The sequence below is a fragment of the Spiroplasma endosymbiont of Sarcophaga carnaria genome (assembly GCF_964019595.1).
GTDB lineage: Bacteria > Bacillota_I > Bacilli_A > Mycoplasmatales > Mycoplasmataceae > Spiroplasma > Spiroplasma poulsonii.
The window spans coordinates 1,862,223-1,886,775 of sequence record NZ_OZ026456.1 but is presented as its reverse complement, the minus strand read 5'-3'; the positions used below and the strand labels follow the sequence as shown (position 1 = coordinate 1,886,775).

Here is a 24,553-nt window from a genome sequence, read left to right as displayed (position 1 = left end):
TTTTGTATATATAAATCTAAACTTAATATCTTTGTTTGCTAATTTAGACCTTAAAACGCGTAATAAGAGGTATTTAACAAGATAAAATTTTAAATAATTAGTTAATTTTGATTGCATATATATATATATATATATATACTGAAAGTAGATCTTGATAAAAAGTTTCAAGATTAAGAAAAGGAGAAATACAAGTAATGAAAAAATTACTAAGTTTATTAAGTGTATTAACAATTAGTGGAACTGCTGTACCAACAACAATTGCCGCTAGTCCTTATCAAAATCATGAACAAAAAAGTAATGACGTATTTGAAAAATGATATAAATTTTTAGAGCATGATGAATTAAAATTAAAATTATCATCAGATACTGCTTTTAAAATTATTTATCAATTTGAACCAGATAGCAAAGCAGATTTTTTAAGTCAAACTATGGTATTAATATCTAATTTACCAAAATCAGATCATAGCGGAGCTGGCGGTTCTATAAATAAAGAAGATATAAAAATAATGGCAAATTTCATTTGAGAACATTTTTCTCAATTTCATGAAATTTGAAAAAATTTAAAACAAGAACAATCAATTATTATTAAAACAAATACTATTGTATATTGAGATAGTGAAAGTCCAAATAATAGTATTTATCTTAATTAAAGAAAGAAGGTTATAAATATGAAAAAATTAATAAGTATTTTAGGAGCAGTTACAATCACAAGTAGTGCTATACCAACTGTAATTGCTGCTGCACCATATCAATCAGAAGAAAAAGTATTAAAACGTAATAAAAGATGAGGCGAAGTTCAATGAATTCAAATTGCACAACAATGACGTAATGCTGAACTAGCATATCAAAGAGCGGGTGAAGATTTTCAAAGAAATCAAAATCATACAGCCTTTAGTCAAGCTCAACAACGTTTCTTACAAGCTCAACAATCATTTAATAATTCAAAAAATGAATGACAACAGGGTTTAACACAATGAGTAAATCAACTGGCACAAGAACGTAATCAACAATGATGAAATAATATTAAATCAGAACAAGCAACTCAATCTGAAATACAGTGAGTTACTAATAAAACAATGGCCTTAGCATTAAAATTAGGTACAAGTAATGTAAATAAAAATAAAATAGGTGAAATTATTCGAAAAAAAAATAATTGTAATTCTGAAGTATCAAAAGCAGCTATAAATGGTGCTGTTGGTGGAGCAGTTGGAGGTGCGATTACATCATCTCCTTCAGCCGTAACTGTTGGAGCTTCTTCAGCAGTTGCAGGGGCTCTTGCAGGAAGTGTTATTCCAGGTATTGGTACTATAGCTGGTGCTATTTTTGGAGGTATAGTTGGATTTTTTGGAACTATTTTTGGTGGAGCTGCTTCTGGAGCAGCAGTAGGTGCAATTAGTGGAGCTGCCGGCGCTGCAGCTGCTGAATGTTCATAAAAATAAAAAATTAGATTTATAAAAATAAATAGAAATAAATTATTTATTTCTATTTTTAATTAAATTAACAAATTTTTCAAAAAATAGGAGAAATAAATATGAAAAAAATATTAAGTATAATAGGTACAATATCATTAATTGGAACAAGTACAACAAGTTTAGTTGCTTGTAATAAACCACAAGAATATACAAAAGAGCAATTAGAACAATTAAAAAAAGAAAACCAAATAAATACAACAAATGAAACTATTAAAAACAATTTAGAATGAATAGCACCACAAGAAAAACCATTTAATGAGGTTGATAATAAATGATATTATGTCGTATGGCGTGGTGACAAAAATGATAAATGAAAAATTGTTAAATTTAAGCATTCTGATTACTTACATAATACTAAATATATTGAAAATAATATAAGTTTAAAAATAGGAAAAAGGGGGGTAAGTGAAAGTATATCAATTTTTCCATATGATTTAGTTGTTTTTAAACCAGCTTTTTATTACTATTGATTAGAAGATAATGGCACTTATTTTAAATCAGTTTATCGTTGAAGTGGTGAAGAACATAAATTACCTAATTTAAATATTGATGAAGATGGTAATGTAAAAGTTAAAGAATAATATAAAAAGAGATTTTTAAAAATCTCTTTTTTATTTTTATCTTGGTTTAAATGTAATTTTAACAGCACTATTACTATTATTTCTAATACCCAATACATTTGGATTATTAATATCTAATGTAATATCTTTATCATTACCAAAATATTTTGGTTTTCTATAAGCATCCATATAATAAAACTGTAAAAGTGGCAATATTACTTTTGTAAATCTAATTTTTAATTTCATATTATTTGTATAATACGCCTGTAAATATGTTTCCCTGATTTTATTATTAACTCCATATTTAGGTAAAAATGTTGTTTGTAATAAAAATTTTACACTATTAATAGTTGATGTTTCATATATGGTGGAATACCCTTTAAAAGGTAACCCATTAGTATAAGCAGTAGTATATATTGTTTTGGTATCATTTATTTTTATATTATCAGTATATAAACTTATTGTATTATCAAAATTAATTTTATCAGTTTGTGATAAACCAATGTTTTTTAAAGTTATATTTTTTAATGAAAATAAATTATTGCTACAATCATCAGTTCCGCCAAATATATTAATATTTCTATTAGGAATAAAATTTTCTATATTTGGTAATCCACATTCAACTTGTAAATTACTTAGATTACTTATTTCAATAGTTTTATAAGCATCTTGGAATTTACTTATACTTTGAATTGTTGGGTCAATTTGTTTTAAATCAATTTCAGTTTCATAATAACCTGTATATTCTTCTGTATCATCAAATATATTAACCATAAACATAGTTGCTATTTGAGTATCAGTTATTTTACATTGTGGTTGCGCAGTAATTTTTGTTAATAATGGTAGTACTACATCGGAAGGCATAATATCTTTTGTATAAGTTTTATAGTTGTATGGAACTGGGGGTAATACATACTCAGGATAATTAAATGTCGGTATTTCATAGTCATGTGGTAATAAGAAACTAGTTTTATAATTAGTTGTCATATCACGTAAATAATTATTTAACACACTTTTTGTTTTACCACGAAAACTTCATACTGATAAGCGTAAATAATCTTCTTCATTATTAGTATATGGGTTATCAGCATAAAAGATAATTTCAAAATTACCTTTATATAATGCTTGAATTGAAAACATATCAATTATATAACTACAATTTGTACCATCTGGTGTTTGTAAGAATTCTAAATCATTATCTAACTCACTATTACTTACTGGTGTTTGGGCATCTACTGCTTTGGTTTGTTCATTAATTAAATAAACTCGGTTAGTTTTTTCATTTAATTGTTTTAAATTATATGTTGAATAAACTAATTCACTTGTTTTTTTACCATCTTTAGTTAAAACTGTACCTTTTAATTTGTCTGTTAATAAAGTAGTAAAACCCAAACTAGTAGCATTTGCTCCAAAAATAGCACCAACTTTATCATTTCCTTGTTCTCTAAATATTTCAAATGGTAAATAACCTTTACCTTTTGATTTTTCAGACCAAAAGGCATCATTATAAAAACTATAAATATATTAGCACTCATAAAACCATTAAGTCATTGAAAATTAGGTCAAGTTTTTTCATCTTGGTTAATTACTCACCCTCATGGAATACCAAATGAAATAAAGTTTAAGAATTTACCAACTCCACCCGGTATCGTAAAAGGGTTAAAAACTAATTTTTGCGTATAGTTTAAAGGTAATACTGTAATTTGGCGATTAATAAAATTATTCATATTTAAAATATCTCAAACATTACAAGAACCCATTTTATTATATTAAATTTGAACTTGACCAACAGTATTACCAAATTCATCTTTTCTTCTAAAATATGATGAGGCTTGGGTACTAATTATATTATTAACATCTTCATTATTTACTTTTATTTTATCTGGTGGAGTAATCATTCAATTTTTAGACCAATAAAATTTAGAGTCATTATTTTCTTTATGAATAGTTGTTCCAACACTAGGATTTGTTGCAGTTGAACTTGCTTTATCAGTTATTACAATTCCTTCACTATTTTTTTGATTTCAAAAGTCATATCTACTTTCCATATCTTTTTTTCAATCTTCATAACCAGTTATCATAGTTGGTTGAATCCCTTGAATGTTATATCAACTTACTTCAGGTGATGCATAAGTATTTATTTTATCAGGTGGTGCAGGATACATGTTATACATTAATAAGTCTCTTGAATTCATTACTTTTTTATTAAATTGACCTTTAATAATTGGTCGCCCAATTACTGGCATATCAAAAAAGATAGGATTACCATAAAATTTAACTGCCATTGCTCTAACCCCTGGGTCTTTTAATAAAACTTCATCTAATTCAATAGTGTATGTATTTGTTTTTTCATTATAAGTTATTTTAGGAAAACAATAACCCTCGCCCGGGGCGCTGGTCTGAATAAATTGTCTTACTGATAAACCACTATTACTAATTTTGTCATTAATACTTGAAAAGGTAATTTCTTGTCATAAAAAACTACCATCATAAGGTGAATAATAATTAATAACATTTGATGGATATAATCATTGTCTATCTTGTGGTGCAGAATTAATATCACCACCACCAATATTTAAACCACGATCATTAAATACAGTATAAAAATTATAATAATCATTAATATTTAATTTATTTACATCTTCATCTAAAATTAATAAAGTATATTGTCTTTCAGTTGATTGTTGAGTAAATACTTGTTCAAATTTAGCCTCACCAAATTGAATTGAACTTCTATCATCAATCATATAAGCATCTCAATATTTACCAACCTTAACTTCTTTTGTATAAAAATTATCGGCTTTATTATCATTATTAATAAAATAACTTAATTTATATTGATTTAAGTATGCCAGCATTCTATTAATATCATAAATATTTTCACCATCAATTAATTTTCAATAAATATTATTATTTTCATCTTTTAATTTTATAGCAAAAGGTGTTTCATTATTTGCTCATATTGTTGAATTAACTGGTTGTTTATTAAAATCATCAACTGTTAAAATATTAATTTCTTCACCTTTATATTTTTGGACTATTTTTAAACTATCTTGTCATTGTGCAATAGTACTTTCCATATTATCAAATATGCGTGAATAACTACCATAATCACTTGGTTTAGCATTATTAGGTTTTCAACCTGTTTCAGTATCAGGAATATATGAACTATAAACATTAAAAGGAAATACCATTCAATGGCGATTGTCTTTTATGTTTTCTCTAATATCTATTAAAGTATCATGGGCTTGTCTTCGTAATTCTTCGATAACCCCTGGGTTAATTCTACTCATTTTTTAATTCTCCTTAATTTCTGTTCTACCTTGTAAGGCATTTTGATTATTACCAGTTTCATCATATTCCATTAATTTATTATTATGTTCTATTTCTTTGGCTTGCATTTTATCTTGTCATGCTTCTATTTTTTCTAAATATTTTGCTGCTTCTAATTCATCAATATTTTCATATTCAGTAATTGCTCTTATTGGTTCCATTGTGCCATTATCTAATCTAGCAGTAATTAATTCATTTTGTCGCATTTGATCTACTAAACTAGCACTAACAAAATCAAAACCATAAGGTCTTTCACCAGTACCATCTCATAAACCGTAATATTTTAAAACGGTATCAAACACTTTTGTATAATATTGCTTACGATATGCTTGTAAATATGCTTGTTTTTCTAAATCTTTGGTTTTAGTTAATAAAGATTGTGTTTTATTTTGGTCATTATCTGATTTATCACCAAAAGGACTAGAAAAATGACATGCTAAATATACTTGTTCAATAATTGCTTTTTGGTCTTCCGTATATGTTTCTAAGGTTGGTGTTCCTTGTACTACTTGTAAAGATTGAGATAATTGACCATCTACGGCTGATTGACCTGATTGAATAAAAATATCATCAAAAGCATCTTGTAATACTTTTTTATTACCTTTGTTATAAGCAGTCATTAAATCATCATCTAATATTCCATATCAATGAGTACGATTTGCTCATCTTTCTTTTGATTTAATATTAAAACTATCTTCTAAATCAAATTGTAATTTATAACAATTTGCCATTGTAGGTCATAGGTTTAATGTAGTTGATGTAGATAAAAATAAGGGGTTAGGTTCATTAATCATTTCTCAAAAAGGAACTATGCCTAATTTATTTTTAAATTCTTGTACTAAAACAGGTTTAACATCATCTTTAATTTGTGTTTTACTTTGTCCAACAACTACTTCATTATTTTTAGGTCAACCTTTTATAACTATTTTATCTTTGGTACAAATTAAATTTAAAATAAAACCACTATCTGATTGATGATAATTTAATCAAATATCAGCACCTTGTTCAATTTCGTTTATTTTACTTACACGAGATGTAAAGTTAAAAGGGTTAATTCATAAATCAATATTGCCGTCATTAGTCTCTAATAAACCAAAGATAGTTTTACCCATTAAACTTGCTGTTAATTCATTTTTATCTAATTTTTCTTTTATTTTATAAGTTTCATATCATCAATTTAATTTTTCTAAAATGTCTTTACGATGAGACTTAAATAAAATATCTTTACCATTAACTAATCGCATTTGATGGCGAGCAATAATATTGGCTAAATTAATAGTTCAATCATAATTATAAAATTTTAAAACACTATTAATATCATTTAAGTTTGGTAAACTAGGAAAAGTATTATTCATTGTTATTTTGCTCCTTTAATTTTAAAATAAGTGCATAATTAATAATATTTACTGTTAATAAACTAGGTTCATTTGCTAAAACTTGTACACATACTTTAACTTTTTGATATTTCTTAATATATTCGTTATATAAATTTAATTTACATATTGCGATATTATCTTTATTTAATTCTTGACAAAGTCTTTTTTTAACTTGTCCACAAACAGACATATATGGTCTTTTTGCATTAATTACTCTTTCATCGTGTATTACATAAATATCTTTTTTCATTAAGTTATTCACTCCCTTTGTTGTCATAATTTATAATCTGCTGAACTATTATGTTTAACCATTGGTACTAATTCAAAGTGTAAAGCATAAAAATCACTATCAAATGTGTCATCATATAAATCTAACATTCGTTCTTCTCTTGCATCGGGCTTATCTTCTCATTGAATTAATTCATATTGGGTTTTACTTACAGGACATTTTTCTCATAATCATTTTAATTGATTAGTATTTATTAACATTGTAAATGCCTCAATACGATGTTTTATTTTAAACTTCTGCTTTTGTGCTGGTTTAAAATTTATGTATTGACCAAAAGTATAATTATATTTCTCTCGGTTTAAACTTTCTAATGTTGCATAAGCACTGTCATCAACATTAATTGATATTCCTTGTTGTATTAAATTAAAGTATTGGTTTAATTGATTGTTGTAAAACTCTAAAATATCTTTAACTTGTTCTAATGGTCCTTTAAATTGTTGCGTAGCATTTGAGTGTGCATATTCTGCTACTTTATAGGCTTTTTTATCAAATGAATTATATATTCAAAAACTCGCTGCTGTTGTATGCCCTTTGGGGCTAGTAGAGTTTGCTAAGTCAACACCACCTAATAATTTAGTTGGTTGAATAATATCTGTTGCTTGCATAATATCAATATATCTTGCAAAAATTGAACCACTAGTATTACCAGGCAATCCTCAACTCCATACTCTTGCTCTTTCAATATCTAATTGTTCTAATCTTAATTGTTCATTAACTTTATTTTGTGGTAATTCATAATTAAGTCTTCAACTAGAATAATGAATAATAATTTTCATATTTCATTTTTCGATATAATTAATTTGTTCATATTTACTACGCATTATTTCTTCATTAAAAGGCATTAATTCATTACAATAACCAACAATATATCTTTTTAAACTTTCAGGGTTACATGTATTAATTGTTATTTTATTTTGATACCCACGAATAGCAAATTCTAAATCACTTAAATCTTTTTGTTGAAATTGGTCACATTCTTCTCTTCAATCAATTACTAATTTATATTTATTCAAATCAGCAAAAGCTTTTAATTTTTCTTTCCGGCTTGGTGAATGTAAACCTTTACAATATATTTTGCTACCATTTGATAAAGTAAAAGTAAAATTTGATAAGTTAATAGTATAAGGAATATGATTTTCATCTAACATATTTCAGATATTTTGAAATACACTATCTTTTAAATCCTTACTTCAATACATACTAGCAATGATACAAATTGGTTCTTTAATTAATAAACTAATTTTTAATAATTCACCAAACATTTTAATATTTGAAATAGTCTTACCACTATATCGTGTTCCAATTTGATTAATTTCATTAACTAATTCATATTTTTTAGCAAAGGGATATTTATTACCAATACTACTATTTTGTAATAATCAATAAGGAGTTTCTAACAAATAAGTAAAATGATTAAGCATTATTATCACTTTCTTTTTTAATATCTCTAATATCCGTTTGTAAATTAACAATTATTGGTTGTTGATTATTTAAGTTTAATTCTTGTTCTAACTGTTTTTCTTGCAGTGAATATTTATAATTAAATGCTCGTTGTCAATATAATTTAGCACCATCAGGTGATTTCATCATAAAGTTAATTATTTCACTTTCAATTCTATCAACTTGTTTTTCAAGTAAAGGAACTATCTTTTCGCTCTTGTAAGTTTCGTGCTTTCATCTGTTAGAAAGATTGAATTCATTGGTTAAATCATTCAAAGTATATGGTTTATTGGGTGATTTATTTTCTCAAAATTGCTCTATTTTACGATAAAAAGTTGCCAAACTTGCTTTATTTGGATTAAATTCTTTCATTTTTTACTCCTTTTTGCATATTAAAATTGCTATTATTTAATGAATATGATTAAATAAAAGAGTAAATAAAAACTATGAAAGAACCATCGCGGTTCTTTTTATTATTTATATTTTACATCAAAATAAAAAAAAGTAAATTACTTCTTTAATTTTGTCGAAAACTCTTGATGAAATAAAAAAAATCATCAATATGACAATTTGAAAACTAATTTTGTGTAAGATTATGATTTTGCTTTAAATTTTTTAAACGTTAAAATATAATACCGTTGATTGTTGGTTTGGTGTTAAACCTTTGTGTTGGTATTTTCATTTTCAGAGCTTTAAATAATTTTGAATATTAGTGAAACCCAAACCATGATAATGAATTAAGGCTTCTTTAAGACTGGATTGTAATTTACTAATCTTATTTAACTTTTGATAACTAGTATCAGGGTTTGTACTAGTTTTGGTGGAATATAGAGTAGAATTTGTTTGTTTTGCTACTAATAAATATAGTGGTTGCATATCAGAAATAATTATTGATTTTTCTTTAATTAGTTGCTTATTCATATTTTCAATAATCCATTGTTTTTGTAATCTTTTGGTATTGGTGGATTGAACAAAAATATTATTATTGCTATCAACTGCCATTTGAATACAGCATTTGGTATCAGTTGAAAATGGATCGAGATGAGTTTTTCGTTTATCAAATTTATCTTTAAAATTGCCTTTATGAATTTCTTTAATAAATGTTTCATCCATTTGGATTTGACCATTTAATTTTTTAAATTTTAACTGTGTATTTTCTAATTGTTTTGATTGCATTAATTTTTGTCGATTATATCAAGCGGTTTTTGGGGTTGTTTTAATAAAACGAGAAATTATTTTACTAGATTGTCCTAACAATGAAATTTGAATTAATAAATTTCACTGTTCATAATTTAAATGACTTCAATAAGTAAAATGATGACGAAATGCATCAAAACTAGCACGACATTTTTTACATAAATATTTTTGTTTTCCTTCGGAATTATGACCATTTTTAACACAATGAAAAGATTTGCAATTAGGACATATAATGCCTTTATCTCTAAATTTTTGATCAATTTCATTTAAACGTTTTTGTTTTTTAATTAAGTCTGCTTGTTGTTTTATTTTTTCATAAAATTCTAAAAATTGATCATCTGTTAAGCTATTTATTAATTCTGTAATTATTTTTTTCATCATTTATTTACCTCTATATATTAAAAATATACCTAATTTTAGGTATATTTTATAAATATCAAGAGTTTTCGACAAAATTAAAGAATTACTTTACTTTTTATTTTAGTATACAAGCATATAGAGATAAATTGGAGCTTGTTACAATATAATTATATAATTAATAATATATTTGTCAATAATTTTAATTTAAAAAAATGTGAAAATTTATCTTTTTTATAAATTTAATGTATAACTATTTTTATAAAAGAATTGGAGGAAATATAGAGTAATGAAAGATTATACACATGTAAAATATGATGAACGAAGATTTTTTAAGGATTTATTTTTATCTGATAGTTGCAAAAAGAAAAATGGCACACTTAATTTATCTGAAATATCAAGACAAACAGGAAGAGATATTAATACTGTTAAAAGAGAAATTAATAGATTTACAAATATAGAAGATTATAATGCCCGTGAGGCACATGATGATTATTATAAAAAACGACAAAAGTGTATTAAAAAAATACCTACATTTACAGAAGAACAACAAGAATTTTTAAATTTACGATTTAATATTTTGGGTGATTCACCAGCAGAAATTATTCAGCGATTTTTAATAAAATTTGGTATCAAATTTCCTGCCTGTCTTAAAACATTTTATAAATGAATTTTTTTAGGTCTTTTGGGTTTGTTAAAGAAAAATTTATTAAATGGTGGTAGAAGAAATAGAACAAAGAAAAGACCTGATAATCGTGGGAAATTAGATGAAAGATTTAAATCAATATGAGATATTGAAAATAAAGAAACAGATGTTGGTTGATTTGAAATGGATACCGTAGTTGGAAAAGAACATCAATCTAGTTGTTTAGTTTTGACAGAGAAATCAAGTAAAAAATACTTTGCTATGAAATTAGAAGAACATACTGCTAATGAAGTTTTAGAAAAACTTAAACATATAGTTAGAATTAATGGTTTAGTTGGAAAAATTAAAGGAATAATAACCGATAGAGGAAAAGAATTTAGTAAGTTTGAAGAAATGGAAAAGATTACTGGTTCTAATGTTTATTTTTGTGACCCTGCTTCGCCTAATCAAAAACCATTAATTGAAAGACTAAACCGTGAATTTAGAAAACGATATGGTAGGGGGACAGATTTTAATCTTGTTACGCAACAAGAAATAGATTTAGTAGTCGATATTATAAATGAAAAATTAAGGCCTGTTCTTAATTGAAGAACTTCAAAAGAAGTATTTTTAGAGAATTTTAGATAAGTTTATTTGAAAAATTTAATAAATTATTTTTCAGTGTGTTTAAATATGCCAAAAATAGGGTAAATTTAAAAATAATTTATTTTTTTAAAAAAATAGTTGCACTTCTTTTAAAAAGTGTTATTATTAAAATAACAAGAGATAAATTTGGAGCTTAGATTTACATAATACGTTATTAAAAATTAAAGACTTAGAAATTATTAAAAAACAAAAAGAACACAATATTAAAATTTTAGTTTTTTACAAATAGGTTCAAACATTATGGCTGGTCCGAAAAATGACTACGAGTTTCGTTAGATGCTGCTTTAAAAAAATAAACATTGGGCAAAATTGAAAAATATATTAATTAAATACAGAATAGCTTAAAAGTATTCGCTTTATTAAAATGCTTTGTTATAATGTTAATAAAGTTAGAAATAAGGTGATATATATGGCAAATAAAATTAAAATTGAAAAAATGCAATCGTTGATTGCCCGTGATTTAACACTTATTATGCAACGAGAAATTCGTGATGAAATTTTAAATACTTTATCAATTAATGCTGTTAAATTATCAAATGATTTAGGTCATGCTAAAGTTTATTATTCTTCATTATTATCAAAACCAGAATTAGAACTTACTAATGTTGTGCAAGAATATAAAAATGAGATTCGTAGTAAATTAGCACATAAATTAGAAATTTATTGTTGTCCAGATTTAGAATTTATTTATGATCATTCATTAGATAATGCAAATAATATTGAAACAATTTTGCAAAAACTAAAATAAAAATATCCTCGTAATTATTGAATTAGTTTTCTTTTTTAAAGTAGAAAATTAAAATAAATAATTATGAGGATTTTTATATTATAAATTATTATTTTGATAATAAAGATATAAGATATTTTCTAATAGAGCAGCAATTGTCATCGGTCCAACACCGCCAGGAACAGGGGTTATCATTTTAACTTTTGGTAGAACATTTTCAAAATCAACATCACCACATAGTTTATTATCATGATCTCGATTAATTCCAACATCAATAATGATAGCGTTTTCTTTGATCATTTCAGAAGTTATTATTTTTGGTTGTCCAACCGCTGAAATTAAAATATCCGATTGTTTTGTAAAAAAACTTAAATTTTTTGTTTTTGAATGACAAACCGTAACGGTGGCTGAAGCGTTAATTAATAAGTTAGCAAGAGGTTTACCAACAATATTACTACGACCAATTATAACAACATGTTGTCCTGCTAAGTCAATTTGATAATGCTTTAATAGTAACATAATTCCTTTTGGTGTTCCGGGTAATAAATCATAATGGCCAAGCATTAGATTGCCCAATATTTCAGGGGTAAAACCATCAACATCTTTTTTTGTTATAATACGATGAATAATTTTTTCGCTATTAATATGAATGGGTAACGGTAGTTGAACAAGAATAGCATCAATGGTTGAATCATGGTTTAATTGATTAATAAGATTAAGAAGTTCTTCTTCAGTCATTGTTACAGGATATGTTAGGACATTACAAATAATTCCCACGTTTTCACAAGCAATCTTTTTATTTTTAATATAAGTACTGCTTGCTTTATTATCCCCAATTTGAATAATTGTTAAACTAGGAGCACGGTGATGCTTTTTTTGAATTTTAATAACTTCTGCTGCGACTTTTGTCTTAATTAATTCACTAACCATTTTTCCATCAATTATTTGGGTTTTATCCATTAATGTTTCACTCTTTTCTATGTTAAAATGTTTTTATATAAGTATTGTATCTGAAAGGACCATAAAATTAAATGCAAAATACCATCATTTTTAAAAGTGCAAAAGGAACTAATAATTCAATTTATACTGATGCTCTTATAATTAGAAAAGTTGTCTTTGTTGATGAACAACATGTCCCTTTAGCAGAAGAAGTTGATCAGTATGATCAAACTGCTAATCATCTTGTTGGATATTATGATAACAAACCAGTATGTTGTGCTCGTATTTTGCAACAAGATGAAAATTGGTTTTTAGGACGGATTGCTGTTCTTAAAAGTTATCGTCATCACCAAGTGGGAACGGTATTATTACAAACTTTATTAAATTATGTTCAAACTAACCATCAACCTACTGCTGTTCATTTATTTGCTCAAAGTCAAGTTGTTGGTTTTTATGAAAAATTAGGTTTTATTAAAAATGGGGAAAGTTTTATTGATGCAGATATTGTCCATTTTCCGATGGTTTATTATTATAATAGTTAAAAGGAGTTGATAAGAATGGAAAAAATCACAACAATTGGTACCAAAATTGGTTTAACAACAGATGATTTAATTAAATATGGTGATTATATTGCAAAAGTAAAAGCATTTAATTTTAGTCATTTACCAAAAAAAGCAAAGTTTATTTTAGTAACAGCAATTAATCCAACTAAAGCAGGAGAAGGAAAGACAACCTGTTCAATTGGTATTGCTGATATGTTAAATCATTTAGGTTATCAAACAACCTTAGCATTACGAGAACCATCATTGGGGCCAGTTTTTGGCTTAAAAGGATCAGCGACAGGTGGGGGCGAATGTGTCATGCAACCAGAAAATGAAATCAATTTACATTATACTGGTGATTTTCATGCAATTACAACGGCAAATAATATGGTTAGTGCCATTATTGATAATATTCTTTATTGAGGTAATGCCTTACAAATCGATCCGGCAAAAGTCGTTTGACAACGTTGTTTAGATGTTAATGATCGTGCTTTACGAAATGTTAAAATTAAAATCAATGATAAAATTCATCGAAATGAGCATTTTCAAATTACAGCGGCCAGTGAAATTATGGCTATTTTAGGACTAAGTAAAGATTTTAATGATTTACGGCGCCGTTTAGATCAAGCAATTGTGGCCTATAATTTTAAAAACGAACCAGTTTATTTACAACAACTACAAATTACAGGTTCATTATTGGCTTTGTTAAAAGATGCTGTATTACCAAATTTAGTTCAAACAAAATATGGAACCCCATTGTTCGTACATTGTGGTCCTTTTGCAAATATTTCACACGGTGCCAATTCGTTAATTGCCACTGATTTAGCGTTAAAATTAAGTGATTATGTTGTTATTGAAGTTGGTTTTGGTAGTGATTTAGGGTTCGAAAAGTTTAATGATATCATTAACTTAAAAAAAGAATACACTCTTGACTGTACAGTGTTAGTAGCAACCATTCGGGCTTTGAAATTACATGGTGGTGCTGATAAAACAAAATTAGCAACAGTTGATCTTGTTAGTTTAAAAAAGGGGTTAGTTCATTTAGAACATTATATTAAAATTATCCAAAATTATCGGTTAAACTTTGTTGTTTGTTTAAATCAATTCGCAACGGATGGTAGTGAAGAAATTACGTTAGTAACAAATTGATTAACAGAACAAAAAATCCCATTTGGAATTAATAACACTTATCATCTTGGAATTAAAGATAATCCATTATTAGCTAAAACAATTATTGAACAAACAACACGGCCACAACAATATCAATTATTGTTTAATCCAGGTACAACTTCATTAACAGATAAAATTAAAATTATTTGTGAAAAAATCTATCAAACAACAAAAGTTACTTTTAGTGCTGTCGCTCAAGAAAAAATTGCATTTTATCAGCAAGATGATAAATATAAAACTTGACCTGTTTGTATGGCAAAAAATCATCAAACAATTTTTGGTAATAAAGATCCTAATGATGATCACATTACCATTCGTGATCTTAAAATTAATTCAGGAGCAGAATATTTTATTGCATATTTAGCGGATATTATTACAATGCCTGGTTTAAATAAAAAACCTAATGCACTTGAGATTGAAGTTGTTAATGATCAGATTATAAATATTAAATAATTTTGTTATAATTATATTGGACTAAAAATAGGGGCGAATTTAATGCAAAAAAAAGCAAAATTTTTAGAATTAAATAGTATTGTTAGCAAACAACTTAATTTAGCGAGTAATGTTCGTAAAATAATGCATGAAATCTTCACTACTTATAAAAAAAGTTTTCAAAAAATTGGTTATCAAACAATTGCCATTGGTGAATATGGCTTTAAAACTTTAACCAAATACGATAAACTTGAATTGGAATTGGCAGTTGTTAAATATGCTCCTAAAAGTAGTAATGGGTTACGAGAACGAATGTTTCAAGCTGTTCTTGGTGAAATGCGTAAAAATGTTAAAAAATGAACAGTTATTAAAGATACTCAGAATGAAGGATATCTAGAATATCAAATAAATGATGAAATAAATCTGATTGTTCGTATTATTCCCTTTTGTTATAAAAAGAACGCCGAAGGAGAATTAACATATATTTTTTGACGAAATGGAATTGAAAAAAATGATAATGTAATTCAAGTAGTACGAGGTTTTAACAAAGCTAATAAAATTTCAAATAATTTATTACGAACACTAATGAAAATGGTTAAATATGTCCTTAAAACCGATTTTACTTATTATTATATTTTGTATACATTAACATTGCGGTGATTTTATGAGTATTTTGTCAAAAAATATGATCATTACTTGCAAAAAATTGATGCAAGTAAACGGATTGAAAAAGAGGACTTAATAAAATATCGGAATATTAATTTTCAAAAAATTTGATTTTTAAATAATATTGATGGTGAGGAATTAATTTTTTATATTTTAGAACGTTATTGAAAAACAGAAACTTATTATTTCCGTGAATTTGAATTTATTGAAGAAGAAATTTTTGAGTCAATTTCGCGGTATAGTTGATATACTAATAATTGTTTTTTGACACCATATGATTATTATGTTGATTTTAAAATTTATAACATTAAAGAATTTAATGATTTAAATTATGTTCAAGCAGAATTAAAGCACGCTGATTTTTCCCGAATTCAATATGATTATTGTCGCAATCATGATTTGGGAATTTATGTAACACCGGTTAAAATTAGTGGTGTGGTTGGATTCGTTGCTTATGCAATTAATTTTAAGAAAAAAGCGACAACATTGTTCAAAAAATTAGATCCAGCCAAACGAAAAGATGCGATGAGCGTTAATCAACGCGAAATTATGGAAGAGTTAAATTTAATTGCTCATAAGTGATTAACAACATATCGTAAAAAACTAACCTATATTAAAGTTTATTTTGATAAAAAATATCCAATTATTTCTTCATCAAACTATTATATGCGGTTACAAGCAATTATGACTTCGGTTGATAGTTTAAAAAATGATGATTATATTGCTGGAAATGATAATTAACCCGTGGTCTTTCTTTCTTAACTAATCAGTTTTATGGATATTTTTCTTTAATTTTGTCGAAAACTCTTGATATTTATAAAATATACCTAAAATTAGGTATATTTTTAATATATAGAGGTAAATAAATGATGAAAAAAATAATTACAGAATTAATAAATAGCTTAACAGATGATCAATTTTTAGAATTTTATGAAAAAATAAAACAACAAGCAGACTTAATTAAAAAACAAAAACGTTTAAATGAAATTGATCAAAAATTTAGAGATAAAGGCATTATATGTCCTAATTGCAAATCTTTTCATTGTGTTAAAAATGGTCATAATTCCGAAGGAAAACAAAAATATTTATGTAAAAAATGTCGTGCTAGTTTTGATGCATTTCGTCATCATTTTACTTATTGAAGTCATTTAAATTATGAACAGTGAAATTTATTAATTCAAATTTCATTGTTAGGACAATCTAGTAAAATAATTTCTCGTTTTATTAAAACAACCCCAAAAACCGCTTGATATAATCGACAAAAATTAATGCAATCAAAACAATTAGAAAATACACAGTTAAAATTTAAAAAATTAAATGGTCAAATCCAAATGGATGAAACATTTATTAAAGAAATTCATAAAGGCAATTTTAAAGATAAATTTGATAAACGAAAAACTCATCTCGATCCATTTTCAACTGATACCAAATGCTGTATTCAAATGGCGGTTGATAGCAATAATAATATTTTTGTTCAATCCACCAATACCAAAAGATTACAAAAACAATGGATTATTGAAAATATGAATAAGCAACTAATTAAAGAAAAATCAATAATTATTTCTGATATGCAACCACTATATTTATTAGTAGCAAAACAAACAAATTCTACTCTATATTCCACCAAAACTAGTACAAACCCTGATACTAGTTATCAAAAGTTAAATAAGATTAGTAAATTACAATCCAGTCTTAAAGAAGCCTTAATTCATTATCATGGTTTGGGTTTCACTAATATTCAAAATTATTTAAAGCTCTGAAAATGAAAATACCAACACAAAGGTTTAACACCAAACCAACAATCAACGGTATTATATTTTAACGTTTAAAAAATTTAAAGCAAAATCATAATCTTACACAAAATTAGTTTTCAAATTGTCATATTGATGATTTTTTTTATTTCATCAAGAGTTTTCGACAAAATTAAAGATATTTTTTTATCAAAAAGTATTAAATATAAGGTATAATATATAAGTATAATAATATACAACAGCCACTTAGAGAATGTTTCTTATAAGGATTAAAAAGTTATTTATACGGGGTGAAAAAAGTGTCAGTATCAGTGTTAGGAAGCAATAATTGCAGTCAGTTCTATGATAATGTAATCCGGGAGTTATCATTGATTGTAAATAATGAAAAAATTATTTCACATAATAATCCTGTTTTGGCATTAGAAATTAAACTATATTATATTATGAAAAGTGCAAAGTATAATGCGGCGCAAAAAGATCAAATATTAAAACAAATGATTCTTGAGCGAACAAAAACATTAGAATTTAAAGTTACTGAGTTAATTAAAGAATATGCTCAAGTTTATCAAAAAATTTATCAAAAACCATTAGATTTACAATATGCATATATTTCAATTTTGAAAAAAGCAAAATATTTTGTGCAAGAACGTTATGGTTAACGTTTATACATTATTCGTAATTTTTATTGTCGATATTTAGAACAAGGGCAATGACTTGAATTGGTTGATGCGAATTATTGCAGAGTCACAACGAAGAATGCAAGCTGCTTTTTTTACGAAAAAAGAGCAGTAAGATAGTAATAAGGAACATCGATATATTAATATTTTAATATATCGTTTTTTATTTGTATAATTAATAAGAAGATAAAGAGGCATCGTGTAAGTGAAGTGCAACAAATCAACTCAGAAAGGAGTTGATTTTTTAATGGAAAGAAAACATTATTTTATTTTACGGTCCTTAGTAACTAAGTATGGAAAAGATAATGTTATTAATACGGTAAATAATATTGTAATTAATAATGAAAAAGAAGATGAATAAATTATCCGCGTAATTTATTAGCGGTAATTTATTCAATATAGTTTATTTTGAGCGTAGCGAACACGCGAAGCGTGCCGCGAAAATTAGATTTTTAGGAGGAATAAGTTATGCCAGTTTGATTAACGACAATTTTTAGTGTTGTTATTATATTAGGTATTTTTGCTTGAATTGGTTTATCAATTTATCAAAAAATTCGTCAAATTCAAGGAAAGAAAAAAGATAAAAAAGAAATTAAAAATAAGGAGGAAAATAAATAGTGTTATGTATGTATTTAACAACAGCAATTAATTTTTTAGCAGTTGGTTATAAGCCTACTATTTCAGATGGAATGGGTTCTATTTGAAGTGGTTTAGGACAAGCTATGATGAAAGTTAAAGAAGCAATTTATGCTGTATTACCACAATTAATGACCTTTTTAGGTGATGCGTGAATTATTTTAATTCCATTTGGTATTTTTGTTATCATTAAGATTTTAAACTTTTTCCGTGTTATGGTTAAAGGATTTTAATATTTATTATTATTGATCATATATCTTAGCTATGGCACACTAGCTTTTATGTGAGTTGATTAAATAATTTTGTTGTTTATTTTTGTATTACACACTGTCTATAAGTTATTATTGAAATTATTAGTAATGAAATAATTGTTTTAAAGTAGGATTTAATAAAAATAAGAATATTTTTATTGGGGGTCATATTAATAGTAGTTTTGGAATATAAATTTTTATAATATTCTTTATAAATATATCTACTTTCTTTTTAAAATTTGTAGGCAGTATGTAGTGCAAAAATATCAATTTAATTATAAATGATTAATTTTATATTTTAATAACTATTATCTTTAATTTTGTCGAAAACTCTTGATGAAATAAAAAAAATCATCAATATGACAATTTGAAAACTAATTTTGTGTAAGATTATGATTTTGCTTTAAATTTTTTAAACGTTAAAATATAATACCGTTGATTGTTGGTTTGGTGTTAAACCTTTGTGTTGGTATTTTCATTTTCAGAGCTTTAAATAATTTTGAATATTAGTGAAACCCAAACCATGATAATGAATTAAGGCTTCTTTAAGACTGGATTGTAATTTACTAATCTTATTTAACTTTTGATAACTAGTATCAGGGTTTGTACTAGTTTTGGTGGAATATAGAGTAGAATTTGTTTGTTTTGCTACTAATAAATATAGTGGTTGCATATCAGAAATAATTATTGATTTTTCTTTAATTAGTTGCTTATTCATATTTTCAATAATCCATTGTTTTTGTAATCTTTTGGTATTGGTGGATTGAACAAAAATATTATTATTGCTATCAACTGCCATTTGAATACAGCATTTGGTATCAGTTGAAAATGGATCGAGATGAGTTTTTCGTTTATCAAATTTATCTTTAAAATTGCCTTTATGAATTTCTTTAATAAATGTTTCATCCATTTGGATTTGACCATTTAATTTTTTAAATTTTAACTGTGTATTTTCTAATTGTTTTGATTGCATTAATTTTTGTCGATTATATCAAGCGGTTTTTGGGGTTGTTTTAATAAAACGAGAAATTATTTTACTAGATTGTCCTAACAATGAAATTTGAATTAATAAATTTCACTGTTCATAATTTAAATGACTTCAATAAGTAAAATGATGACGAAATGCATCAAAACTAGCACGACATTTTTTACATAAATATTTTTGTTTTCCTTCGGAATTATGACCATTTTTAACACAATGAAAAGATTTGCAATTAGGACATATAATGCCTTTATCTCTAAATTTTTGATCAATTTCATTTAAACGTTTTTGTTTTTTAATTAAGTCTGCTTGTTGTTTTATTTTTTCATAAAATTCTAAAAATTGATCATCTGTTAAGCTATTTATTAATTCTGTAATTATTTTTTTCATCATTTATTTACCTCTATATATTAAAAATATACCTAATTTTAGGTATATTTTATAAATATCAAGAGTTTTCGACAAAATTAAAGACTATTATTAAAAATTAAATAGTATTTTTCAGTGTGTCAATTTTTATTATTTTATATATTTAACATTGTTAATAACATTGTTTATTAAACATTAAATAAACAATATATAGCATTATTTATAACATTGTTAATAATCAGTGTTTTTATCAATAAGTAAACAATATATAAACATTAAATATAACATTGTTTATTAAATAAATATTTAGTTAGGAGTTGATAAAATTGAGTAATTTTGTTAAGAAAAATCAAAATATAGAAAATTATTTTATTCGTAAAGAGTTGATAGTTTTTGAAACAGAAAAAGCAAGTTTTATAAATTTACCTAATCATAATCGTCATATTGGTTTTTGGTTGAGTAATAAATTTATTTATCCTGGTGAAAAACACTCAGATTTATTATGCGAATTGGTATTTTTCAAGATATTACAGATTATGAAATTTGAAAAACAAAATCAGTAGAAAGAACAGCCGAAGGTAAACGAGCAAAACATAAGTCGGATGTTGGGTTAGGAATTCGGTTTTTTAAAATAATTATTCCATTAGAATTTGCACAGAAATATGATAGTCAATGATTAAAGTTTGTTCGTGATTTAAAAAATGATGAAATAGTTAATTATAAAGAATATTATTGGTCAGAAATTACTAAATTAAGTGTTAAAGAACGTTTAGCATTGTTTGATATTGATATTTTGAAAAAGAATTTAAAACCTAAAAAAGAAAAAGGAAGTGGTAAAGATGATTAATTTATTATCAGAAAGCAGTAATTGAGATAAGATTTTTAGTTTTATTTTTGATGTATTTTTGTTTATTTTTGATGTAATTTGAAATACTAAATTACCGATGACAAATACAACAATTGCTTATTTTATTATCTTTTTTATGGTTGTTAAGTTGTCTATTTATGCAATTCACGGAACAAGAACGCAATATAACGAATTAGGTTCAACTGTTAAAAACAGTACATCAAAATTGTATGCTTCAACAGTACGTGGTGTTAAAAAAGCACATAAGGCTAATAAAAATGGTCGGTGAAAGGAAACAGATTAATGATTAGATTAGTTTTATTAGTTGCTGCAATTGCTATTTTTGGTACTAGTTTTATTACGGTGATTATAAATCAATTAACATCAGCAAAAAATATCATTATGGATTTATATAACTCAGATACTTTTTTACTTTCTTTGTTTGGTAAAATGGCAATTTTGTTTAGTCATCCATTAATGTTAACAATATCAAGTTTATATATTGTTGGGTTTATTGTTTCAAAAACATTGTATAGTTAGGGGTTGAATTATAAATATGAAAAAATCATTATCTTTATTTGCCATATCTATTTTAGGTATTTTAGGTTTAATTATTCCATTTATTACTTTAACAGCATTTAAACCCTTAAATCAGCAGAATTATACTGTTAATTAACAAACAATGGGAATGAATGAAACTGATTTTATTAATACAATGTTTTTACGCAGTAGTTTTTTTGAAAACTGGTCTGAAACAAATTACTTTATTAATCCAACTCTAAAAACATCACAAACATTAACTTATAATGATAAATGATATTTAGACTTTTTAAAGAATAGTTATTCAACGGGAATTTCATTTGATAAGCCTAGTGATGAGTTTATGGATTTATATAAAAATTGAGATACTTATGCTAAACAATATAATATTGATAAATTCTATGATGTTGATAAAAAACAATTTTTAAAAGAATTAACTAATTTTTCTTATTATTTTGCTAAGTATTTTAATACTGTGGAAGTTATTAATAAATTAGAAAGAGGTATTGATAATTTACAATTAGTTAAAATGATTAATGAGTTTTGAATACAAATTCCTAGAACACAGGCACCTAATAAAGAATTTTTAACTGCTACTAATAAATGATATTTTTATGGAGAAAAAAGAAATGGTCAATATTTGCTTACAAAATTTTATTTTGATAATAATTTTATTAAAAATCAAAACACTTGATGACAACACTTAAAAAATGATTCAGATTTTATTTGAAACTATAATTTAGTATATCGTTGAGATGGAAACGGTGAACCAGAATTACCCGTTGTTGATAATGATGGCAAATTAAAATGATATACTGAATATTATCAAAATGTTCGTTCTTTTTTGCTTAAATATATTGATGTTATTGTACAAGAAAATATCCGAATTCAGCAAGGTGGTAATCCAAACTATGATGACCCAAATTTGGGTAGTGAAAGAATAATTTTTGATTTTGAAATTATTAATAATATGGAAAAATTAGATTGAAAACCTGATGTTATTTTAACTAGAAAATCAATTTATCGGATGATTTTAACAATTGATGAAAATAAAAATATTGTTGCTGGTAGTTTAGAATTAACACATTTTAAACAATATTGGGATGGTAATAATGCAAATAGTTATCGGTATACTGATGATTTAGGTTTTTTATTTTCTTTCATAAAAGAAAAAGAAGATACTTTTAATTTTAGTGCTGAAACTTATAATTATTATCAAGGTAATTCTCCTAATATTGGTAAAATGGTTTTTGAACAGATGAAAGGTCAAATTGATATTAATAAATTTTTAAAAGCCTTTTTTACCCATTCTTTGGTACCTGTATTTCAAAATCGCAGTAATTTTATTGAAAGTGGTTATATTGATAATTTACAGTATGATACTGTTTTAATTAATTTTTTTGGTTTAAAATTGATTAATTTTAGAGATGTTTTAATTGATGAAACTAATACTAATAAAAATCAATTTGAAAAACTATTAAATAGTATGTTTACGGTTTCCCAAAATTTTTATAAAGATTATTTACGAACAATTTTTTATTTAGAAAATGATACTTATGTACAAGGATATAATAAAAAATATGGTTTATTAGCAAATAATGGTTTTAAAATTTATCCTCGTTATTTTTATTTTTCTGATAAATACAATCAATTAGACATTAAATTGTATTCAGCATTTAAAAATCGCGTTTTTATAACACAAATTATGGAGATGTATTTAATTATGATTTTTCTGTATCAAATGATTATAATATTAATCAAAATGAGGGTTATGTTTTTGAAGGTGCTTTAAAAGATAAATACGGTTTAAAATACAAAAAAAATTGAAGAACAAAAAATCTGTTATAATGTCTTTGAATTACAAGCACAAAAAGAAAATGATATGTATCGTTATTATGATTTTAATTTTGGGATTTATAACTGACAAGAAATTAATAATGGTGGATTATTTCCCGATAGTCAATGATGACAAGCACAATATGAAAGTTGTAGTTGATATAATTTAGCGTGTCATATAAAAAATGCTGCAATTTGAATTGTAAATAATATTCCCGGTGTTAAACAAGTAAACGAATTAGCAAGCGGTGTTGGTAAAATATTTCAAACAATATATAGTTTTTTTAGTCAAACATTTGAGGTATGAAAATTTAGTCCAGCATTATATAATACAATAACAAATATATTCCTATTAATTATCTTTATGAAGTTTGTTCGATTAATTTAAAAAAGGACTTGTTAGTCCTTTTATTATTTTCAATCAATTATTAGTCCTGTGTCTTTATTAATTTCTGGTATTTGTGGTTCATTGTTTTTATTTCAACGATATACTAAATTATAGTTTCAAATAAAATCTGAATCATTTTTTAAGTGTTGTCATCAAGTGTTTTGATTATTAATAAAATTATTATCAAAATAAAATTTTGTCGTTATATAATTATTTTCATATTTATTTATATAAAAATATCATTTATTAGTAGCAGTTAAAAACTCTTTATTAGGCGCCTGTGTTCTAGGAATATTAGTTCATTTGCTATTTTCTGGTAGTTGTTGTGGTTCTGGTGTAGGTTTATTACCCCCCCCCCGTTTTCATTATTATTTGGTTTTTCACAACTAATTAATGTTGTTGTACTTGTTGCTGTTAATCCGATTACTCCTAAAATACTTAGTAACTTTTTCATATTTTACTTCTCCTTTATTAAAATTACTTGA

25 protein-coding genes and 4 pseudogenes are annotated in these 24,553 nt (G+C 25.2%); 18 read left to right on the top strand and 11 right to left on the bottom strand.

Going from position 1 to position 24,553, the window contains the following annotated elements; translation table 4 throughout:
* Nucleotides 1–194 precede the first annotated feature (194 nt).
* The 3 genes from AACK91_RS10815 to AACK91_RS10805 all read left to right on the top strand — a co-directional run bounded on the left by AACK91_RS10815 (nucleotide 195) and on the right by AACK91_RS10805 (nucleotide 2,053).
* A complete protein-coding gene (locus tag AACK91_RS10815) occupies nucleotides 195–650 on the top strand; it encodes a hypothetical protein (protein WP_338963217.1) in 456 nt (151 codons plus the stop codon).
* A gap of 18 nt (nucleotides 651–668) precedes the next feature.
* Complete coding sequence (locus AACK91_RS10810; RefSeq protein ID WP_338963215.1) at nucleotides 669–1,433, top strand: lipoprotein; 765 nt, start codon at nucleotides 669–671, stop codon at nucleotides 1,431–1,433.
* A 98-nt stretch (nucleotides 1,434–1,531) separates the two neighbouring features.
* Complete coding sequence (locus tag AACK91_RS10805; RefSeq protein ID WP_338963213.1) at nucleotides 1,532–2,053, top strand: lipoprotein; 522 nt, start codon at nucleotides 1,532–1,534, stop codon at nucleotides 2,051–2,053.
* Nucleotides 2,054–2,089: 36 nt separating this feature from the next.
* Here AACK91_RS10805 and AACK91_RS10800 read toward each other — a convergent pair whose 3' ends face one another.
* From AACK91_RS10800 to AACK91_RS10765, 8 genes are all read right to left on the bottom strand, one after another.
* Entirely contained in the window at nucleotides 2,090–3,424 is a 1,335-nt protein-coding gene (locus AACK91_RS10800) for a hypothetical protein (protein WP_338963211.1), read from the bottom strand.
* Nucleotides 3,403–3,792 carry a hypothetical protein gene (locus AACK91_RS10795; RefSeq protein WP_338963209.1) on the bottom strand — a complete coding sequence of 130 codons (390 nt, stop codon included), beginning with the start codon at nucleotides 3,790–3,792 and terminating at the stop codon, nucleotides 3,403–3,405. Before AACK91_RS10795 ends, AACK91_RS10800 begins: the two co-directional genes overlap by 22 nt.
* Nucleotides 3,793–3,801: 9 nt before the next feature.
* Nucleotides 3,802–5,325: a hypothetical protein gene (locus tag AACK91_RS10790; protein ID WP_338963207.1), complete on the bottom strand. Its 1,524-nt coding sequence runs from the start codon at nucleotides 5,323–5,325 to the stop codon at nucleotides 3,802–3,804.
* Between the two features lie 3 nt (nucleotides 5,326–5,328).
* Nucleotides 5,329–6,720 (bottom strand): hypothetical protein, encoded by a 1,392-nt coding sequence (locus AACK91_RS10785; RefSeq protein WP_338963205.1) that lies wholly within the window; start codon nucleotides 6,718–6,720, stop codon nucleotides 5,329–5,331.
* A complete protein-coding gene (locus tag AACK91_RS10780; protein WP_338963203.1) occupies nucleotides 6,713–6,991 on the bottom strand; it encodes a hypothetical protein in 279 nt (92 codons plus the stop codon). The genes AACK91_RS10785 and AACK91_RS10780 overlap by 8 nt, the downstream gene beginning before the upstream one ends.
* Nucleotides 6,991–8,451: a PBSX family phage terminase large subunit gene (locus AACK91_RS10775; RefSeq protein ID WP_338963201.1), complete on the bottom strand. Its 1,461-nt coding sequence runs from the start codon at nucleotides 8,449–8,451 to the stop codon at nucleotides 6,991–6,993. The genes AACK91_RS10780 and AACK91_RS10775 overlap by 1 nt, the downstream gene beginning before the upstream one ends.
* Nucleotides 8,444–8,842, bottom strand: coding sequence for a hypothetical protein (locus AACK91_RS10770; RefSeq protein ID WP_338963249.1), 399 nt, complete (start codon nucleotides 8,840–8,842; stop codon nucleotides 8,444–8,446). Before AACK91_RS10770 ends, AACK91_RS10775 begins: the two co-directional genes overlap by 8 nt.
* A 243-nt stretch (nucleotides 8,843–9,085) precedes the next feature.
* A complete protein-coding gene (locus tag AACK91_RS10765; protein WP_338963247.1) occupies nucleotides 9,086–10,048 on the bottom strand; it encodes an IS1/IS1595 family N-terminal zinc-binding domain-containing protein in 963 nt (320 codons plus the stop codon).
* A 265-nt stretch (nucleotides 10,049–10,313) separates the two neighbouring features.
* On the opposite strand from AACK91_RS10765, the gene AACK91_RS10760 reads away from it, so the two are divergent.
* Together AACK91_RS10760 and rbfA are read left to right on the top strand one after the other, a co-directional pair.
* Nucleotides 10,314–11,297 (top strand): IS30 family transposase, encoded by a 984-nt coding sequence (locus AACK91_RS10760; RefSeq protein WP_338963245.1) that lies wholly within the window; start codon nucleotides 10,314–10,316, stop codon nucleotides 11,295–11,297.
* A gap of 427 nt (nucleotides 11,298–11,724) precedes the next feature.
* Nucleotides 11,725–12,063: a 30S ribosome-binding factor RbfA gene (gene rbfA, locus AACK91_RS10755; RefSeq protein ID WP_338966534.1), complete on the top strand. Its 339-nt coding sequence runs from the start codon at nucleotides 11,725–11,727 to the stop codon at nucleotides 12,061–12,063.
* Between the two features lie 78 nt (nucleotides 12,064–12,141).
* Here rbfA and AACK91_RS10750 read toward each other — a convergent pair whose 3' ends face one another.
* Nucleotides 12,142–13,002 (bottom strand): bifunctional 5,10-methylenetetrahydrofolate dehydrogenase/5,10-methenyltetrahydrofolate cyclohydrolase, encoded by an 861-nt coding sequence (locus AACK91_RS10750; protein WP_338966533.1) that lies wholly within the window; start codon nucleotides 13,000–13,002, stop codon nucleotides 12,142–12,144.
* A 71-nt stretch (nucleotides 13,003–13,073) separates the two neighbouring features.
* On the opposite strand from AACK91_RS10750, the gene AACK91_RS10745 reads away from it, so the two are divergent.
* The 8 genes from AACK91_RS10745 to AACK91_RS10710 all read left to right on the top strand — a co-directional run bounded on the left by AACK91_RS10745 (nucleotide 13,074) and on the right by AACK91_RS10710 (nucleotide 19,088).
* Nucleotides 13,074–13,523: a GNAT family N-acetyltransferase gene (locus AACK91_RS10745; protein ID WP_198049372.1), complete on the top strand. Its 450-nt coding sequence runs from the start codon at nucleotides 13,074–13,076 to the stop codon at nucleotides 13,521–13,523.
* A 15-nt stretch (nucleotides 13,524–13,538) separates the two neighbouring features.
* Nucleotides 13,539–15,146 (top strand): formate--tetrahydrofolate ligase, encoded by a 1,608-nt coding sequence (locus tag AACK91_RS10740; protein WP_338966531.1) that lies wholly within the window; start codon nucleotides 13,539–13,541, stop codon nucleotides 15,144–15,146.
* A 42-nt stretch (nucleotides 15,147–15,188) separates the two neighbouring features.
* Nucleotides 15,189–16,532, top strand: a complete 1,344-nt coding sequence (locus tag AACK91_RS10735; protein ID WP_338966529.1) for a hypothetical protein — start codon at nucleotides 15,189–15,191, stop codon at nucleotides 16,530–16,532.
* A 125-nt stretch (nucleotides 16,533–16,657) separates the two neighbouring features.
* Entirely contained in the window at nucleotides 16,658–17,620 is a 963-nt protein-coding gene (locus tag AACK91_RS10730) for an IS1/IS1595 family N-terminal zinc-binding domain-containing protein (protein WP_338963247.1), read from the top strand.
* Nucleotides 17,621–17,841: 221 nt separating this feature from the next.
* A complete protein-coding gene (locus AACK91_RS10725; RefSeq protein ID WP_338966528.1) occupies nucleotides 17,842–18,201 on the top strand; it encodes a hypothetical protein in 360 nt (119 codons plus the stop codon).
* 223 nt (nucleotides 18,202–18,424) lie between these two features.
* The gene (locus AACK91_RS10720) at nucleotides 18,425–18,580 is read left to right on the top strand and encodes a hypothetical protein (protein WP_338966611.1); all 156 of its coding nucleotides are present in this window, start codon (nucleotides 18,425–18,427) and stop codon (nucleotides 18,578–18,580) included.
* Between the two features lie 107 nt (nucleotides 18,581–18,687).
* A complete protein-coding gene (locus AACK91_RS10715) occupies nucleotides 18,688–18,837 on the top strand; it encodes a hypothetical protein (RefSeq protein ID WP_338963269.1) in 150 nt (49 codons plus the stop codon).
* Nucleotides 18,837–19,088 (top strand): hypothetical protein, encoded by a 252-nt coding sequence (locus AACK91_RS10710; protein ID WP_338966526.1) that lies wholly within the window; start codon nucleotides 18,837–18,839, stop codon nucleotides 19,086–19,088. The genes AACK91_RS10715 and AACK91_RS10710 overlap by 1 nt, the downstream gene beginning before the upstream one ends.
* 430 nt (nucleotides 19,089–19,518) lie before the next feature.
* Here the strand turns inward: AACK91_RS10710 and AACK91_RS10705 are convergent, their stop codons facing one another.
* Complete coding sequence (locus AACK91_RS10705; protein ID WP_338963247.1) at nucleotides 19,519–20,481, bottom strand: IS1/IS1595 family N-terminal zinc-binding domain-containing protein; 963 nt, start codon at nucleotides 20,479–20,481, stop codon at nucleotides 19,519–19,521.
* Nucleotides 20,482–20,783: 302 nt separating this feature from the next.
* Here AACK91_RS10705 and AACK91_RS10700 point away from each other — a divergent pair.
* The 5 genes and pseudogenes from AACK91_RS10700 to AACK91_RS10680 all read left to right on the top strand — a co-directional run.
* Nucleotides 20,784–21,008: pseudogene (locus AACK91_RS10700) on the top strand (hypothetical protein); the annotation flags it as partial.
* A pseudogene (locus tag AACK91_RS10695) lies at nucleotides 20,954–21,304 on the top strand (hypothetical protein); the annotation flags it as partial. The pseudogenes AACK91_RS10700 and AACK91_RS10695, both read left to right, overlap by 55 nt.
* A pseudogene (locus tag AACK91_RS10690) lies at nucleotides 21,297–21,557 on the top strand (hypothetical protein); the annotation flags it as partial. The pseudogenes AACK91_RS10695 and AACK91_RS10690, both read left to right, overlap by 8 nt.
* Before the next feature lie 50 nt (nucleotides 21,558–21,607).
* Complete coding sequence (locus tag AACK91_RS10685; protein ID WP_338963583.1) at nucleotides 21,608–21,844, top strand: hypothetical protein; 237 nt, start codon at nucleotides 21,608–21,610, stop codon at nucleotides 21,842–21,844.
* A 16-nt stretch (nucleotides 21,845–21,860) separates the two neighbouring features.
* Nucleotides 21,861–24,068 (top strand): annotated as a pseudogene (locus tag AACK91_RS10680) (spiroplasma phage ORF1-like family protein).
* A gap of 256 nt (nucleotides 24,069–24,324) precedes the next feature.
* On the opposite strand, the gene AACK91_RS10675 reads toward AACK91_RS10680, so the two are convergent.
* Complete coding sequence (locus AACK91_RS10675; RefSeq protein WP_338966524.1) at nucleotides 24,325–24,522, bottom strand: lipoprotein; 198 nt, start codon at nucleotides 24,520–24,522, stop codon at nucleotides 24,325–24,327.
* Nucleotides 24,523–24,553: the final 31 nt, after the last annotated feature.